The sequence below is a fragment of the Thiocapsa sp. UBA6158 genome (assembly GCF_002423035.1).
Taxonomy (GTDB): Bacteria; Pseudomonadota; Gammaproteobacteria; order Chromatiales; family Chromatiaceae; genus Thiocapsa.
On the sequence record NZ_DIUM01000025.1, the window covers coordinates 1 to 16,519 of the forward strand.

General features: G+C 64.6%; 9 protein-coding genes and 1 pseudogene. 4 read left to right on the forward strand and 6 right to left on the reverse strand.

The features are described from left to right. Positions 1-156 precede the first annotated feature (156 nt). The 3 genes from B4N44_RS03845 to B4N44_RS03855 are packed head-to-tail and all read left to right on the forward strand — an operon-like array spanning position 157 to position 2,392. Entirely contained in the window at positions 157-657 is a 501-nt protein-coding gene (locus B4N44_RS03845) for a DUF2924 domain-containing protein (protein ID WP_296697109.1), read from the forward strand. After that, positions 654-1,994, forward strand: coding sequence for a recombinase family protein (locus tag B4N44_RS03850; protein ID WP_296697111.1), 1,341 nt, complete (start codon positions 654-656; stop codon positions 1,992-1,994). Before B4N44_RS03845 ends, B4N44_RS03850 begins: the two co-directional genes overlap by 4 nt. Further along, positions 1,991-2,392 carry a hypothetical protein gene (locus B4N44_RS03855; RefSeq protein ID WP_296697112.1) on the forward strand — a complete coding sequence of 134 codons (402 nt, stop codon included), beginning with the start codon at positions 1,991-1,993 and terminating at the stop codon, positions 2,390-2,392. The genes B4N44_RS03850 and B4N44_RS03855 overlap by 4 nt, the downstream gene beginning before the upstream one ends. Positions 2,393-2,456: 64 nt before the next feature. On the opposite strand, the gene B4N44_RS03860 is transcribed toward B4N44_RS03855, so the two are convergent. From B4N44_RS03860 to B4N44_RS03875, 4 genes are read right to left on the reverse strand one after another with little or no spacing between them, the layout of a single operon-like run. Further along, entirely contained in the window at positions 2,457-5,789 is a 3,333-nt protein-coding gene (locus tag B4N44_RS03860; protein ID WP_296697115.1) for a DUF499 domain-containing protein, read from the reverse strand. Positions 5,790-5,808: 19 nt separating this feature from the next. After that, entirely contained in the window at positions 5,809-9,426 is a 3,618-nt protein-coding gene (locus tag B4N44_RS03865; protein ID WP_296697117.1) for a DUF1156 domain-containing protein, read from the reverse strand. Beyond that, positions 9,404-10,402: a phosphoribosyltransferase-like protein gene (locus tag B4N44_RS03870; protein WP_296697120.1), complete on the reverse strand. Its 999-nt coding sequence runs from the start codon at positions 10,400-10,402 to the stop codon at positions 9,404-9,406. Before B4N44_RS03870 ends, B4N44_RS03865 begins: the two co-directional genes overlap by 23 nt. A 16-nt stretch (positions 10,403-10,418) precedes the next feature. Beyond that, positions 10,419-13,925 carry a helicase-related protein gene (locus B4N44_RS03875; RefSeq protein ID WP_296697122.1) on the reverse strand — a complete coding sequence of 1,169 codons (3,507 nt, stop codon included), beginning with the start codon at positions 13,923-13,925 and terminating at the stop codon, positions 10,419-10,421. Between the two features lie 586 nt (positions 13,926-14,511). On the opposite strand from B4N44_RS03875, the gene B4N44_RS03880 reads away from it, so the two are divergent. Further along, positions 14,512-15,825 (forward strand): tyrosine-type recombinase/integrase, encoded by a 1,314-nt coding sequence (locus B4N44_RS03880; protein ID WP_296697124.1) that lies wholly within the window; start codon positions 14,512-14,514, stop codon positions 15,823-15,825. A gap of 158 nt (positions 15,826-15,983) precedes the next feature. Here B4N44_RS03880 and B4N44_RS03885 read toward each other — a convergent pair whose 3' ends face one another. Continuing rightward, positions 15,984-16,202, reverse strand: a complete 219-nt coding sequence (locus B4N44_RS03885; RefSeq protein WP_296697127.1) for a hypothetical protein — start codon at positions 16,200-16,202, stop codon at positions 15,984-15,986. Positions 16,203-16,211: 9 nt separating this feature from the next. Then, positions 16,212-16,496, reverse strand: a pseudogene (locus tag B4N44_RS19875) (S1 family peptidase); the annotation flags it as partial. Positions 16,497-16,519 lie beyond the last annotated feature (23 nt).

Sequence of the window (16,519 nt, forward strand, 5' to 3'; positions counted from 1 at the left end):
CCGTCAGCGTTGAACAGCCGTGGCCCGAGGCCTGCTGCGGCTGCATAGCCGCAACGCCGAGGAAGCCACCCGTCAAACCGACGACCCGGGAGACAATTCGCTACGCGATACCGCCCACCAGCGCGGTCATGCGAACCCGACCTCACGGAGACGCGCATGACCCGAAAGATCAAGGCCAGCACACAGCCAACGCCGGCAATCCCCTCGATCCCAACGACGGATGTGTTGGGCCGATTGGCGGCACTGGCGACGATGGCCACCCCCGACCTCAAGCAGGAATGGCGAGATCTGTTTGGCAACGAGCCACCAGCCTACAACCAGAAATTCCTCCGCAATCGCCTGGGCTACCGGACGCAGGAACTCGCTTTTGGCGGCTTGAAGCCGGCGACCATCGCCCGTCTCGAGGCCCTGGGTGAGCAACTCGACGGCGGTAACCTCGTCATCCGCCGTATCCGTGCGGACCGGAAACCCATCGCCGGCACCACCCTGGTTCGGGAATACCAGGGCGTCGAGCACCGTGTGACGGTGCGGTCCGATGATTACGAATACCAGGGCAGGGGGTTCCGGTCGCTGTCCGCCATCGCCCGCGCCATCACCGGCACGCGCTGGAACGGCCTGGTGTTCTTCGGCCTGAAGAGCCCGCGGGGGACGGTATGACACGCAAACCACCCACCACCGGGTTGCCGGCGTCGGTGCAGAAACGGCGCTGCGCGATCTACACGCGGAAGTCGTCCGAGGAGGGGTTGGACATGGAGTTCAACAGCCTCGACGCGCAGCGGGAGGCCTGCGAGGCCTATATCGCCAGCCAGCGGGCCGAGGGCTGGGTTCTGGTGCGGGATCGCTACGACGACGTTGGCGTCTCCGGCGGGACACTGGAAAGGCCGGCGCTGAAACGGTTGCTGGCCGACGTCGAGGAAGGGTTGGTCGACGTCATCGTCGTTTACAAAATCGATAGGCTCAGCCGCGCCTTGATGGATTTCGCGAAGCTGGTGGAAGTGTTCGACCGCAACAATGCGACCTTCGTCAGCATTACGCAGGCCTTCAACACCACGACGTCCATGGGGCGGCTGACGCTGAACATCCTGCTCAGCTTCGCCCAGTTCGAGCGCGAGGTAATCGGCGAGAGGATCCGCGACAAAGTCGCCGCCTCGCGCAAACGTGGGATTTGGATGGGTGGGTTCGTGCCGCTGGGCTTCGACGTGCGGGATCGCAAGCTGGTGGTGAACGCCGCCGAGGCGGACCTGGTGCGCTCGGTGTTCACCGGGTTCGTCGAGACCCGCTCGGGCACTGTGCTGCTGCGCCGGTTGCAGGAGGCCGGGGCGACCACCAAGCGGGGCAAGCCGTTCACCAAGACCGACATCTACCGGGTGCTGAACAACCGGGTGTATCTCGGCGACGCTGTCCACAAGGGGACCAGCTATCCCGGTGAGCATGCGGCGATCGTCACCTCGGCGCAGTGGGAGGCGGCGCATGCGGTGTTGCAGGTCAGCCCGCGGGTGCGCCGCAACCAGACGGTGAGCCAGACGCCGGCGTTGCTGCGCGGGCTGATCTTCGGCTCCGACGGTCGGGCGATGTCGCCGACCCATGCGCGGGGGAAGCGCGGTCAGATCTATAAATATTACGTCAGCCAGTCGGTGCTGAAGGGGAGCGCGGCGGATGGGCCGGAGGTCGCCCGGGTGCCGGCCGGCGAGATCGAGGCGGCGGTGATCACGCAGGTGAGGGCGCTGGTGCGCCAGCCGGAGGTGATCGTCGGTACCTGGCAGGCCGCGCGGGCTGAAATGCCGGACCTCACGGAGCATGCGGTCAGGGAGGCGCTCGACCAGTTGGACCCGCTGTGGGATGAGTTGTTCCCGGTGGAGCAGGCACGGATCATCCACTTGCTGGTGGATCGGGTCGAGATTGGCGCCAGCGGTGCGACGGTCCGGCTACGGCTGGACGGGCTGGCGAGCCTGGTCCGCGACCTCGGGTCCCGTGACCGCAAGGAGGCCGCATGACGGCGACCTCGCCGATGCTGACTGTGCACATCCCGCTGACGGTCCGTCGGCGTGGGGGACGGAAGGTCGTGATTGCACCGGATGGGACGGAAGCACCCACTATCGGGGGCGCCGCCCGGATCGACAGCACACTGGTGAAGGCGCTGGCCCGGGCGTTCCGGTGGCGGCGGATGCTGGAAAGCGGGCGCTACGCGACGATTGACGAACTCGCGGCGGCCGAAAAGATCAACGCATCCTATGTGTCGCGGATCCTCCGTCTGACGCTGCTCGCGCCGGAGATCGTGGAGGCGATCCTGGATGGGCGGCTGCCGCCGGAGATGACGCTACTGGTTTTGATCAAGCCGTTTCCGGTGGAGTGGAGCGAGCAACTCCCGGCAGATGCATCGCAGATCCGATAGAACTCAGCCGATCCTGTCACGGGCACAGGGATATCTCCGGCAAAGTAGTACTGGCAACGAGCGGCTACTCCTCAAACCCTGTCGACTCAGGTTTGAATTTCAGCTGCTTCGCATTGTCTCGGACAACGCTGACCTCCCCCTCGGCGAAACCCTCGAGTGCCTCCCCCTCGATCTCGAGGGTGAGCTTGATCGTCGCACCGTTTGTCCGCTGCAATTCCATAACAACCGCGTTGAAGATCGCGTCGAATGACTTCATCGGGCGCACCATGTCGATCTCGACCGACCCGTAGAAGCGACGAGGTTTCCGATGCGCCTCGGATGCCCCCGGCGGATCGCGCTGATCAGTGCTGCCATCCGGCTGCCAGCTTGGAGCACCCGGCCCAGGGCCGACGGCAAGCTGTCCCTGTGGCGCCACTGTCATGTCAGCCGACTGCACTCTCGCCTCTGCCGCGCGCACCAGCACCGCCGTCGCCGGTGGTAGTTCTGGCGGATTCTTGGCCCACACCAGGTTCCGATAGTGGCCAGTAGCCTCGTCGAAGCTGTCGGCATACCCAAATTCGGGATCGAGCTTCGCCACGGCGTCACGGATGGTTGTCTCCAACACCACCCGATCCCGGAGCCGCGGCAGGTAGACGTACGATGCGAACCAATCCGCGATCTCGGTGAGCGGCAGGTGTGGCCGATCCTCCGGCCAGATCGGCTTCAGTGCGATCCACAGCCGCTCGGCACCCAACCTCTCCTGCAGCACACCGTCGGCCTTGCCCTTGTCATAGACGACCACGGGGATCGCAGCGCGGTCGCGGGCAGAGATCAGGCTGTGCTCAAGGTCGAAGGGCTTCCCCGCAGTGTCGCTGCGGACCGGATAGAAGATATGGCTCCAGGCGCCTCGCACCGCTTTCCGTGCCCCTTCGGTGTTCGTCTTCGTCTTCTCAGCCGCGTCGTCAGCCTGGCCCTGAGTCATCTCCTTGCGCAGTTGCCCGTCCTTCACGATCGAAGCCCAAGCCATCGCCCGCCGGGTCACTTCGCGCGCGGCCCCAAGCTGCAACTCGTCCGGCGCCACGAACACCAGCGTGTTCCGGAACCGCCGCTGCGATGCACGACAGCGCGTCAGCGTCTCGGCGACCGCGTCGGTCGCCAGGGTCTGGCCCACGCCTTTCCCCGCATGCGGCATGTTAGGCCCGAGAATCACCAGCGAGAGGGACTGCGCCTCGTCAATCGTCACCGGATCATCAGGCGCCACGTAGACCCGATGAAAGCCGCCCTTGGAACTAGCGTCGCTTTGCAGCGTCTGGATAATCTCCGCGTCGACCTCGTGCTCAGGGAGCGCCTTCGCGCGTTCGTCGGCCACCCTGTTCAGGGTGGGTTGCGTCGAGAACCAGTAGCGGCCCGCTTCCTCATACAGATAGGTGGCACGCTCGGTCAGTTCGCGCAGCGCCTCGCCGAAGATCGCCAACTGGTCACCCGGCTCCGCGCAGGCCAACCGCAAACCCTGGCCGGTAAGCCCGGCATTCGGCTGTCCGACGAGCGGCGCCGAACACAGGAAGACCGCCCGCGCCGCGCGCGTGGCGGCACGGGACTGCGAGATGCGCCGGGTCGGGTTGACCTCCATCCGAGCCGACAACGCGCCTTCGCCATCCACCTCCCGATCGACCACGGAGGCGAAAGCTGGGTTCAGCGGATACAACACGCTGGCACGAATGCGTTCATGCGAGAGCGGGATCCGCGCCGGCGTAATCAGCGGGTCGCGCGACTGCATGTGCCACAACACGCCGACGACATTGGCCATAAAGCGCAGCACGCCGCGGGTCCGCTGGAACTTCTCCAGGCTGGCCCAATCCTTCGACAGCCGGTCGAGCACCTCCGGATGGATCGGATAGGACAACATCATCAGGTCGAGAGTGCGCGCCTCCCGCGCTTCCGGCGGAAATTCCGCGGGGTTCTTCCGATAGAGGTCGTGGAACGCCTTCACCGTCTCGGCACGGGCCTTCTCGCCGTCTGCATCCAGGGGCTGGAACAGGCGCCGGCGGATGATCTCGTAGGTCTCATCCCCCGTCGCCGGCAGCCACGCCGACTGCACACGCCCAAAGACCTTCTCGAGCCGCAGCAGTGCGATCTCACCGCGCGGACCACCTGCCTCGGCCCGGCTCTCCGGCAGGGACCCCACGATCAGCACACCGGGCACCATCTTGGCGGCCTCGGTGAGGGACTGAATGAAGGAGAGGAATGCCTCAAACCGATCGTCGTCGAGTTGCCGCGCGTACATCGTCAACTCGTCGAGCAGGATGACGCTGGGCCCCACCAGGTGGAACAACTCCACTATCAGCTCCGAGCCCGGGCTGGTGCGCGCGGCCTCGGCTTCCGCCACCAGTTCCAGGCCGAGGTCACCGCCGAGCCGCCAGGCGATGTAACCCCAGAGCGTCCGGATCACCGGAGCGTTCTTCAGCGTGAGCGAGGTATCCGCCCCCTTCGAGGAGCCAACGAACACCGCGAATTCGGGCGTCGGCCATGTCGTGACGCCGATCTTCTCCACCAGCGGCGCCAGCCCCGGCAGCGTGCGCGGATCACCGCCGGCGCGCAGATGCGCGGCCAGGTGGAACAGCGCCAGCATGGTGTGCGTCTTGCCGCCGCCGAAGGACGTCTGCAACCCGATCACCGGATCGCCCCCTCGTCCCGACAACCGCAGCAGCGCCGCTTCCAGGACGCGCTTGAGCCCCTCGGTCAGGAAGGTGATGCCGAAGAAGTCCTGCGGCGTGGCATAGGCATCGCCCACCGCGACATTGCCGCTATCCACCGCGAACAGATCGGCGGCGAATTCGGCTTCCTTGAAGCGGTTGGCGATGACGTCCGGGTGCGGCAGCGCGACCTCGGTCCAAGGCTTGAGCGTCCGAGCTGGCGCGTCGGCTGGTGTCAGGGTGAGCTGCTGCCGAACCGCGGGCGGGGCCTCGGCGAGCGGAGGCGCGTTCTCCCCGCCCGAGTTCCGCTGCGTGTCATACAGCGCCTTCAGCGCCGAAACTTCCGTCGCAGGCGCCTTGGTCAGGCGCAGCAGCGTCCACATGGCATCCAGGTAGCGCAGCGCCTCGACATCCTGAAGCGGCAGCGTGAGGTGGGAGACGGCGTTGCGTGCCTCCAGCGCCATGGAGACGAAGTTGCGGGCGCTGTGGCGGTCCTTCTGGGCGAAGGCGGGTTCGAATACCTCCCGCCAGCGATCGATCATCGTCTTGAGCTGGCCGTAGGCATCCAGGGCGCCGTCGCCGCTGCCGGTCGCTCGGCTGGCATAGGCCAGCCACTGTGCGCCATGCGCCTTGCGCATCCAGCCCTCGACGAAGGGCGTCAGGCCGCGTTGCAGATGGAAGATCCCATCCTGCACCCGGCGCAGCGATTCTTTTTCTGCCGACATGTAGCTTCCCCCCGGCCGGTCAGAACAGCGTGGCTTGCGCGGTGGCGACCGGTCCGCGCGCGATGACGGCGGGCGCCATATCCGCCAGCCTTGGCCATTCCTGCGCGAGCGCGTTGTAGATCAGCGCCTCTGACGCCCAGCCCTTTTTGGTGGCGATTTCGAACAGACGATAGGCGAGCGCGCGGGCATCCTCCGCATGCTGGCCCATTTGCGCGACAAGCGCGGCCGCGGCCTCGGCGCCGCCATCCTCGGCGTTCAGCACGCGGATGGTGTGCTGCACGCATTCCCAGGTGGTGGCGGCCTTGTCGGTGGTGGGCGACCAGCCATCCGAAAGGTCGGCCCGCGCAACGAGGCCGGCCTTGCCGCGGAGGTCCTGGAAGACGCCGGAACTGAATAACGTGGCGAGCGGGATGTTCTTCGCGTTCGCCAGCGTGATTAGCTCGCCCGAGGGACGCGCGTCGAAGCCATAGGTGGCGAACCAGGCCAACGCGACCTGCGTCGGCGCGTCGAAGGCTTCGGTAAGTTCGTTCTCGATCTCGTCCCAGACGCGGTTGATGAGCGAGAGCGCCGTCTTTACCGGCATGGCGCTGTCATCATCCTCCAACACCTTGGCGAAGCGGGTGAAGACGCCCATGCCGGGGCCTATGACGGATTGCTGCATGTCCACCGGACCGACACCTGCCTTGCGGATAGCGGCAATGGCGTCGGGCAATTCTCGCTTCAGGGCGCGGATGAAATCCGCCCGGGTGGCAACACCGGCATCAGTCGCGCGTTTGCGGCAGACTAGAACAATTGAGGAGGCAAGGGCGTTGGTGCCTATGGAGATACTGCGGGCGCCGCGCTCGGTGCGAACCGGCCAAGTCCCGTCCACGGCGAGCCCAGCATCCGCCACGGCCTGAAGGAACGAGGCCCAGCCGGCGGACGTAACGCCATCCTCGGCCGCTTCGGATTGCTTGAAGGCGTAGTAGATGGTGAGCGGCAAGTCCTCGACCGCAGCTTTCCGTATGGCGGTCAGGGCCTCCCCCATGCCCCGCATGAAGAAGGCCTCTGCCTGATCTCGACCGCCATGGCGGTATGGCGTGGCGACCAACTCGCGATCTTTGGGTGTCGTTAAGCGGCGGAATAGGTCCGGCCAGATGCCGGCCAGAGACCGACGAAGCCAGACGTAGAAGAAGTCCGATAGGTCAGCATAGCCGATGTTGTCGTAGTAGGGTGGGTCAGTGGAGATAGTGATTGGGCGGACTGGAAATGAGTTTTTCGAGGCATCAATCGATGCGATGGCCGCCATGCCTTCCGCAGGGAAGGCTTCTAGGGCGCGGCGCATACCGGCGAGGCTGACGCCAAAATCACCCGCCGCATCGGCAAGCGGGTTCACCTCGGCGAAATCCCAAACCATAGGCAAAGCTTGCCGGGCAAAGGTGGACTTCGCCTGATCCCGTGTCGGGCTCCACACTACGAGTGAGGAGTTGTAATCGGCAGTCTTGGTAACGCTAAGGGAGAGATACGTCGCCACCGCATCGGCGTATGCGGTGGCGCCAGTGCCACCCTGAGCGAGAGGCGTGGTATCGGCGGGCACGCCGGCCGCTCTGGCATCGGCGCACGCCTTCTCTCTCGCGTCAGCAACCAAATCGGAAAAAGTCGTTAGCGTCATCAATTGGCGCGGGGTGAAGAGGGCGGCGAAAGTTTTGAATCCATATCCGGGCGGCGAAAACCAGCGCGGGTTGTCCGGCATCTCGACGTACAGGCCGGTGACATCCGACGGCTCCGCCGATGTCGCTGCGCGTTCGTGCGTGGAGGTGGGCGAGAGATAGACGCGCCCGCGCACGCCCTCCGCCACAACCGCCATCAGCCGTGCGCCGATCCGCCCGGCTTCGCCCTCCTGCCGAGCATGATCAGGAGCTATCGCAGCGCCAGTGACAACGCAGGTGAAGTGCGTCCCACGCCCGGCCTTCGTTCCTGTTTTGAGCCGCTCCTCCTCCGCCTTGGTCAGCTTCCCGGCCCGCACCTCGAATCGCCACCCGTCCGACGCGGCGGCGTCGATCACTGGCTCCACCCAAGCCTTCTTCCCCTCCTTCGTCGACAGAAGGAAGGAAGTAACCAACGGCACCATGGCGCCCTTCGCCTCCGGGTCCGGACTGCGCACGGTGCGCGCCCAGAGCCAGGCAATCACGGTCGCCTTGCTGCCGTCCGCAAGCGTCGCCTCGGGATAGAGATGGCCGATGCGATGCGCGGCCTCGTCCCGCATCCAGGCCCCGTAGTAGCGCACATCCTCGGCCAGCCCCTGCGCCCCGCGCCCCTGCCAGCGCCCGCCGCGCGCGCGTTCCTCACGGGAGGCCGGGTTCACAGGGGGAAGGCCGGCGAATTTCGGCGGAATCTCCACCAGCGCCTTGCCGATCAGCACCGCCACCGGGTTCAGGTCGCTACCATAGGCGCGCAGTCCCAGGCGCTGGGCCTCCAGCGGGATGGAGCCGCCGCCCGAGAAGGGATCATAGACCGGCGGCGCCTTGGTCTGGAGGTAGGCCAGAATGGCCACGCCATCTTCCGGCGGAGGTGGTTCCTCCCCCAGGCCCCAGGCCACGCTGCGCGCGATCTCCCACCGCGCCGCGTTCAGCACCGTCTCGTTGTTCGAGCTTTCCCAGGCAACCAGGCCATCCTTGTACTCGGCCTCCTTCGTGCCGCCGATCAGCTTGTGCAGCCGCGCTCGCTCTGCCTCCACAGCCTCCGGCGTCGGGAAGCGGTCCGGCCAGGCCGAGGGGTCGTCCACCAACTGCGAGAACAGCACCGCCCGGCACGCCGCCAAAGGCCGCCGCGCCCACCACAGATGCAGCGTCGAGGGATGCCCATGCCGGATGGACTTCTCCCGCGCGGAGGCGACGTTGATGGCTTCCAGCGGGATGGAGACTTCGATGAGCTTCTTGCGGGGCACAGAGGGGGACATGCGATCTTTCGGACGTTCGAAGAGGCCTGGCTTCGGCTCAGGGGCAGCCAGCACGGCAATTGGCGTTGGCCGAGGTGCTGCCACGCCGGCGCTGTTCCCTTGAATCGGCTCGATCGGCCGGCCGAATAGGAGAAACTCGGGAAGATCGAGCGGCGGCAGTTCCTGAGCGGGCCAGCGGTCGCCGTCACGGAGTTCCTCGCGGAGTTCCATCAACAGCCGCCCGAGCACGTTCTGGCCAACGAGCACCTTCGCATCGATCGGCTTCGCACCCCAGAAGTCGTCCTTGCGCGATTCCTCGACGATCGGTCGGTCGTGAGTCGCGAGCAGCAGGCGGGAGAACTCGGCGAAATTCTGGATTAGCTTTGCGCGCAGGCACCACCGCATGATCTTGACCCGCGCGGCATCCCAATCCGGCCGAGAGTCCGAGCGGTAGGGCTTGCCCTTCATCTTCGCCGTCATCGGGCTGTTCTGTTCGATGATCAGTTTCTGCACATGCGGCAGATGCGGGAAGCGACAGGCCTGGTACAGCGCCTCGGAAGTGAGGATGCGGACGCCATTCACGCGCAGCGGATAGCCGCCCGCCATGTTGGAGAGGCCGCCGAACGCCTCCTTGGTCTTGAGGAAGACAACCGCCGTCGTGCGGTCATACGTCCGCAACCGATTCGACGCCGCCGCTTCAGAAATCGTCGTCGCCGCCATAGGTCCTCCGCGGCACAAGTGGGTACCATTTATTGAACGGATGCGAGGGCGGGTTCGTGCGTCCTCCCCACCAAAGTGCGAGTGGCGAATTGTTTGGGCAATTCCGGTAGCTGAGGAAGAGTGAGCCAAAGCCCACGCCAAACTCACCGAAGCCAAGTGGACGAAGGATCTGCTTCGGGTTTGCCGAGAAGGAGCGTATCCGAAGCCCCGCGTTCAACAGCGCCTGCTCGATGACGTCGCGTCGCGCGTCACTAGAGAAGAGGCTTCCAAGGCCGCCCGGCGCCCGCGGCACGAGCGGAAACCTGCCTTGATCGTATCCCGTGGCTTCGGGTGGTAGCCGGGTCGGCCAAAGCACGTCTGAGTTAAACCGGTAGTACTTCCGGTTCTCCCACTCTAATGCCCGCCAGAAAGTGAAGTTGATCGTCTTTCCTAACCGCGACGCTTCCGCCTTCAACTCAGTGTCCGTCGTCCATTCTCCATATCGGTAATAAGCGAGGAGAATGACATGAACCTCCGCGACCTGCGGTGCATTGACAAGCCATCGCTTTAGATCGTGCTGGATGCGATTTCCGGTGAACAGAACGTCGTCCAAATAAACGAAACGGTTGCTTCCGCCGCAACATGAAAGTGACAGGCCGGTTGCTTTTAGTAACTCCTCTGCAAATAGCGATCGCAAGTCACGCTGGCTGTGCCCGTTTTTCTGAGTATCGAGCACATTGGTAGCAGCCCAGAAGGCTTTCGGATCGGCGCCGGCAAGTTTGTCGGCGGAGATCACATGCCCGATGAAATCGCGCGCGGATGCTTTGCTAAAGTACGTCTTCGACCAGACGTGGATTAGCTCATCGAGGAGTGGCTCCCGCTCGTCGGCGTCGAACTGTGCAAGCCAGCGCCCGACATGATCAGCGTCTGGCCGCGGGATATCGCCTTCCCGGTAGTCGGCAATCTCCGCTGCGAGAGCTTCCAACTTCTCCTTCATGTGCGCCACGATCCAATCATGCTGGTTGGGCGCCGAGCGTGATAAGGTCGGCGACGTTGAAGGCTACGGCGGTCTCGGCGAATCCAAGCTCTCGCTGGAAGAACCGCCGCACGTAAACTGGCTGCCGTGCAAACCCGGCTTCGACCTGCACGATCGCCAGGATGAAGGCTTCCGGGCTATTCAGCGAGGCCAGCAGCTCATTCTTCGTCAGCATGACGACGTCGCCATCCACATGCCGGCCCTTCACCTCGATAAAGCGGAGATGGCCGGCGGCGGGGTTGCGGCTCTCGATGTCCCAGCCCTTCTTCTCCGCGGAGACGTCCCACGCTTCGTGGCCGAGCGCGCGTTCAGCCGCCATCACCGCGTCCATAGCGAGCCGCTCGACCTCGGCACGGGAGGACGCGTCCTCGGCAAAGCCGGCCAGCACAGGCGCGCCGGCGGGTGTGCTCCGCGCCAGCAGCAGCCCCCTGGCGATGATCAGTGCGGCGCCCTTCATCACCGGGGGCAGAGCCGTGATTTGCCGCTCGCGTGCCAGTTCCTCCTGTCGCTTGTGCAGCCGCTCGACCAGCCGCTGCGCCGTTGCCTCGGCATTGCTGGCGTTGATGCGCTGTTCCTTGCCGGCGCGTTCTTCCTCGCGCAGGCGGGCCGCGCGGGAGTCCCAATAGTTGATTTCGCGGGTGAGGCGCGCGCGCACCTCGCGCTCGACCTTGTCGATCTCCACGATCCGTCGGCGCTTCACTTCGCCCAGATGCTCTGGCACGAGCTTCGCGATGGCGTGGCCGAGCGCCTGCTGCTCGACCCGGCCCGAGAGCCAGGGAGCGATGATCGTGTCGGCGACCAACGCGCGCTCCTCCGCCGTGATGGGCCGGCAATCGAGGTAGGGTGCCGGTCCGCCGTCGGCGGCGCTGCCGTCCTCTTGCAGATGGATGAACTGGAGCCGCTGTGAGATGACGCGCGGTTCGCCCGACTTGGCTACGCGCCCGTCCCGGATGGCGTGTTCCAGATATACGAGCAGCCGCGGGGCCTGGCTCTCATCGCCATCATCCACCAGGACGCCGCCTTGCTGAAGCAGGGGTTGGAAACGCTCCAGCACCAGGTCGAGCGCCGCATCCAGCAGTGGGTGCCCCGGGGCGAGCAACTCGGCCTGGGGTTTGCCGATGATCAACGTCTTGTCGAACGTGACGCGGGCATAGCGATCGAGGACGGGGTCGCTCCGGCCGATCAGCCGGTCCCTGTGCTTCAACGAAGACGGGACACGCAGAATCTCGAAGCGACCCTTTTCGCGCTCGGCGATGCGGCCGCCTAGCAATTGGAAGGCCTCGCGGAAGAATGCGCCGATGAAATGGGGCTGCAGACGCCGAGCCTGGGCGCGCTCCATCTCCTCGCGGATAGCGGCGACCGCGTTCGGGTCCATCCCTTCGGAGGTCAGCTTGCGTTCGGCGACCAGACGCTCAATCGCGCTGACATCAACCGCGTCATCTACCTTCTGGAACAGGCGGGCTTTGGTCTCGGGCGCGTCGCCATAGCGGATGGCATCGACGAGAAGGTCGCGGAGCGCCTGGCCCTCGAAGAGCTCGCCCAGCACGTCATAGACCTTGCCGCCCAGGGCGGCCCGTGCCTGCTCCAGTTTTTCGAGGAGGCGTTGGTAGACCTCGCCCTCACGCGTGTTGGTCGCGCACAGGTTCCACAGGTGGCAGACCTCCGTTTGGCCGATGCGGTGGATACGGCCGAACCGCTGCTCCAGGCGGTTTGGGTTCCAAGGTAGATCGTAGTTGACCATGAGGTGGGCGCCACGTTGGAGGTTAACGCCCTCACCAGCGGCGTCGTTCGCGATCATCACCCGCACGAGCGGGTCGGAGTTAAAGGCAGCGATGGCGGCGCGACGGGCCTCCCGCGCGATGCCGCCATGGATGACGACCACGGAAGCCGGGTCGCCGACGCGGGCCGTGATCTTCTGCTGGAGGTATTCCAGCGTGTCCTTCGGCTCAGTGAAGATCAGTATCTTGCGGCGTAGGCCGGTTGCCTGGTCGAACATGATGGGGTCGTCGAGGATGGATTCCAGCTCCCGCCATTTCGCGTCCTTGCCGGAGAGCTTCAATTGCAGGGCCCGTGCTTCCAGGTCCTTTAGGATAAGGATTTCGGCCTCGAGTTCCGCCAATGTGGCCGCAGCCGTTGCCTGGTCGGCAATTTGCTCCTCGATTGCCTCTGCCTCATCGCCCGGGGCATCGTCGAGTTCGTCGGCGTCGAAGGTCGGCAAGGCAGGAGCACGCAGGAGCGGTGCGGCACCGGTTTGGCGCTGAAGCTTTTCCTCCCGCAGCCGTTCTTCAAGCCGCTTGCGGCGTCGTTCCAGGGAGCGATGGATAGCGGCGGGTGACGAGGCGAGGCGACGCTGCAGGATCTGGAGGGCGAAGCCCACGCTGTTCTGCCGTTTGCCGTCGCCCGAGCGATCGGCGCGATTCATTTCCTCTCGGACGTAGGTGGTGACGGCCTGATAGAGATCGGCCTCGGCCGGCGAGAGTTCGTAGCTGGCCGTGTAGGCTCGGCGCTCGGGGAAGAGGGGCGTGCCGTCGAATCGGTAAAGCTCCTCCTTCGTCAGGCGGCGCATCATGTCAGAGACGTCCGCCTTGTGGACACCTTCGCGGAAGCGTCCCTCGAACCGGTCGGCGTCGAGTAGCCCCATGAACAGTTGGAAGTCCGCCTCCTTGCCGTTGTGTGGCGTCGCGGACATCAGGAGGAAGTTGCGCGCTCGGCCTCCCAGAAGCTTTCCAAGTTTGTGGCGCTGCGTCTCCCTAACTTCACCGCCGAAATAGGAAGCTGCCATGCGGTGGGCCTCGTCGCAGATCACCAGGTCCCATTCTGGTGCGGCGAGCAGCTTTGCCTTCAGGTCGTCCGAGCGGGCCGCCATGTCGAGGCGAACGATCAGCCGGCTGCGGTCGGTGAAGGGATTGCCACTGACGGAGTTCTCGGTCTGGTCGCGAGACAGGAGATCGAAGGCCATGCCGAATTTCTCCGACATCTCCTCCTGCCATTGCTCGACTAGGCTGCCTGGGGCGACGATGAGACAGCGCTCGAGATCACCGCGGATCAGAAGTTCCTTGATGAGCAACCCAGCCATGACCGTCTTGCCCGCGCCGGGGTCGTCGGCGAGTAGAAAGCGGAGTGGTTGCCGGGGCAGCATTTCTCCATAGACGGCGGTGATTTGGTGCGGGAGTGCCTCGATCTGGGATGCGCTGATCGCGAGGTAGGGATCAAAGAGATGGGCTAGTCGAAGCCGGTAGGCCTCGGAGGCCAGGCGGAGGAGCCCACCGTCGGCATCAAAGGCGTATGCGCGGCCCGCTTCGAGGAATTCGAAACCGGTCTCCTCCCCGCGATAGACCAGCCGTTCCCCCACTCGTCCGTTCACACGGAAGACGAGATTCAGGGCGTCCCGCCCGAACTGGGTGACCTGGACAATCTCGGCCACGCCGGCAGCGTCCAGGCCACGAAGCCGCGCCCCGGCTTTGATATCTTCGAAGGTTGTCATCTCAAGTGGATTATCGCGCGCTAATTCTCGGAAAGCCAATAAGCCGAGAACCTTTGGTGTCTATAGCCGTGATCGCGTTGGTCATCGGGTGGATCACCGAAGCACTGCAAGTCAGGTCGTCTTCGTTCAGGCATCCGTACCAAAGTGATGACTCTCGCCGCGCGGGCGGTGGGCAAGTGCAACGCGAATTAGGGCGAGTGCCGACTGCACTGAAAGCGGCCTTTAGACTTGATTTTTGGGTTCCGTACTAAATCGGCCAAGTCAACAGGTCCAGAGACAACCGGCGTATGGAGACCCGTTTTCCTGGTTCGTTCCGCCACTGTTGGTCAACAGCCCACGGCGCAAACTCACTGAACCATTGGGCTTTTCTGTGCAGGACGCAGTCGCAGAGACGTATCTATCGGGAAGGACTGGCGGAGAGAGTGTCCGCCATTGAAAAGCCCACGATGACCCCGCTTCGTATCAAGTGCCATGAAAAATATGGCGTTATAGACTATGGTCTGTCCAACACCGTCTATCCTAATCCCATTGCATCCAAGCCGCCGTTGGGGGTAGATTTGGGGGTAGAAATTTGGGGGTAGGACCCGTGGGCAAGCTCTCCGCCGTCATGGTCAAGGCGATCAAGTTTCCAGGCGGCAAGGCCCGCCCGGTCCGCTTCCTCGATGGGGAGGGCCTGTATCTCCAAGTCGCGCCCGGGGATACCAAGTCATGGCTGTTCCGCTACACGATGAACGGCAAGGCCCGGGAAATGGGGCTTGGTTCGGCCGGAGACCCGCCGGACGGTGTCCCCCTCGCCAAGGCCCGCATCCTGGCCGGCGAGGCGCGGGCGAGACTGCGCCAGGGCGTGGACCCCATCGGCAACCGACAGGCCGAACGCCAAGCTAAGGCCCTGGCCGAGGCCGAAGCCGCCGAACGCACCTTCAAGGCCGCGACGGAAGCGCTACTGGAAAGCAAGCAATCCGGCTGGCGCAACGCCAAGCACGGCGCCCAATGGTCCGCCACCCTGGAAGCCTACGTTTACCCCATCATCGGAGACATGCCGGTGGCCGCGATCGGCACCAACGATGTGTTGAACGTCCTACGCCCGATCTGGGAACGGGTGCCCGAAACCGCATCCCGCGTGCGCCAGCGCATGGAAGCCGTCCTGGATGCCGCGCGGGTGAAAGGGTGGCGGGAAGGCGAGAATCCCGCTCGCTGGAAAGGACACCTTGCCGGGGCATTGCCCGCGCCCGCGAAGGTCAAGCGTGTCCAACATCGCCCGGCCCTGCCATGGGAACAGATCGGCGCCTTCATGGCGGCGTTGGGCGCGCGGGAGGGGATCGCCTCGCAAGCGCTGCGCTTCGTCATCCTGACCGCCGCCCGCACCGGAGAGGTCCGGGGCATGCGCTGGCGGGAAGTCGACCTGGACGGCACGGTTTGGGTGGTCCCCGGCGATCGGATGAAGGCCGCGAAGACCCATCGCGTTCCCCTGTCCCCGGCCGCGCTGGCGATCCTGGACGCTGTCCGCCCCCTCATGCGCACCCAGGACGATCTTGTGTTCCCAAGCGTGCGCAAGAACGTCCCCTTGTCCGACATGGCCCTGTCCGAAGTCGTCCGCCGGATGAACGAAGGCGGAGAGACCGGCGCCCCGCCGCGCTGGCGCGATGCCGAGTGTCGGGCGATCGTCCCCCACGGCTTCCGCAGCACGTTCCGCGATTGGGCGGGGGAGACCCGCCCCGAGGGCCGGGAAGTCGTGGAACGCGCCCTTGCGCATACGATCAAGGACAAGGCCGAAGCCGCCTATGCCCGGTCCGACCTGTTGGAGAAGCGGCGGCCGTTGATGGACGCATGGGGCGAACAATGCGCGCGCGGTCCGGCCGAGGTCGTGATGCTGGCCGCTGGGCCTCGCTCGATAGATTGACTTCTGTGATCACCGAGAGGGAAGTCGAACCGCAGGGTAAATGCTGGCGGACCTGGCAGATGTGCCCAGCTCTTGTCACGCCGGCATAGCCGAGAACGGCGCAACGTACAGGGAGAACAGCTGGTCGAAACGAAAATACGGTGTCTGAATTTGTGGCCTCAGCGTATGCACACGATCTGGGTAGAGAACAGCTTTACCTTCTCTGCGAGGTCGGCGGGCTCCAATGGCAAATCTGAGGTGGAGGCTGGTTTCAGGGCAATACCCTGAGCCTCGGCGAAACTATGGACGGTGCCTGCCTTGATCGCAAAATTCACATTTTGTGGGAGGTCCGAAGTGGCGAGTGCAACCGCGATTTCGTTCAATTTGCTGACGACCACTCCTACAACTGCTCCGGTCCGATCAATCAACGGACCACCACTATTCCCCGGTTGGACTGGTGCTGAAATCTGAAGAATGCGAGTGTCGTCTCGCAGGCCCGCGAGAGCCGTCACATTGCCAAGCGTGAAATTTCCCCCACTGGAGAGCAATCCAGATAGTGGATACCCGAACACGGCGACACTTTCGCCTAGCCGAGTGCCGAGCCGAAAGCTCCCTACAACACCCGGCTTTGTCCCAGTCGCGATAATCGCCAAATCGTTTGTTTCATCTCGTGCTATTACCTTACCAGGCGCAGCACTGCTGTCCGGTCAATCAC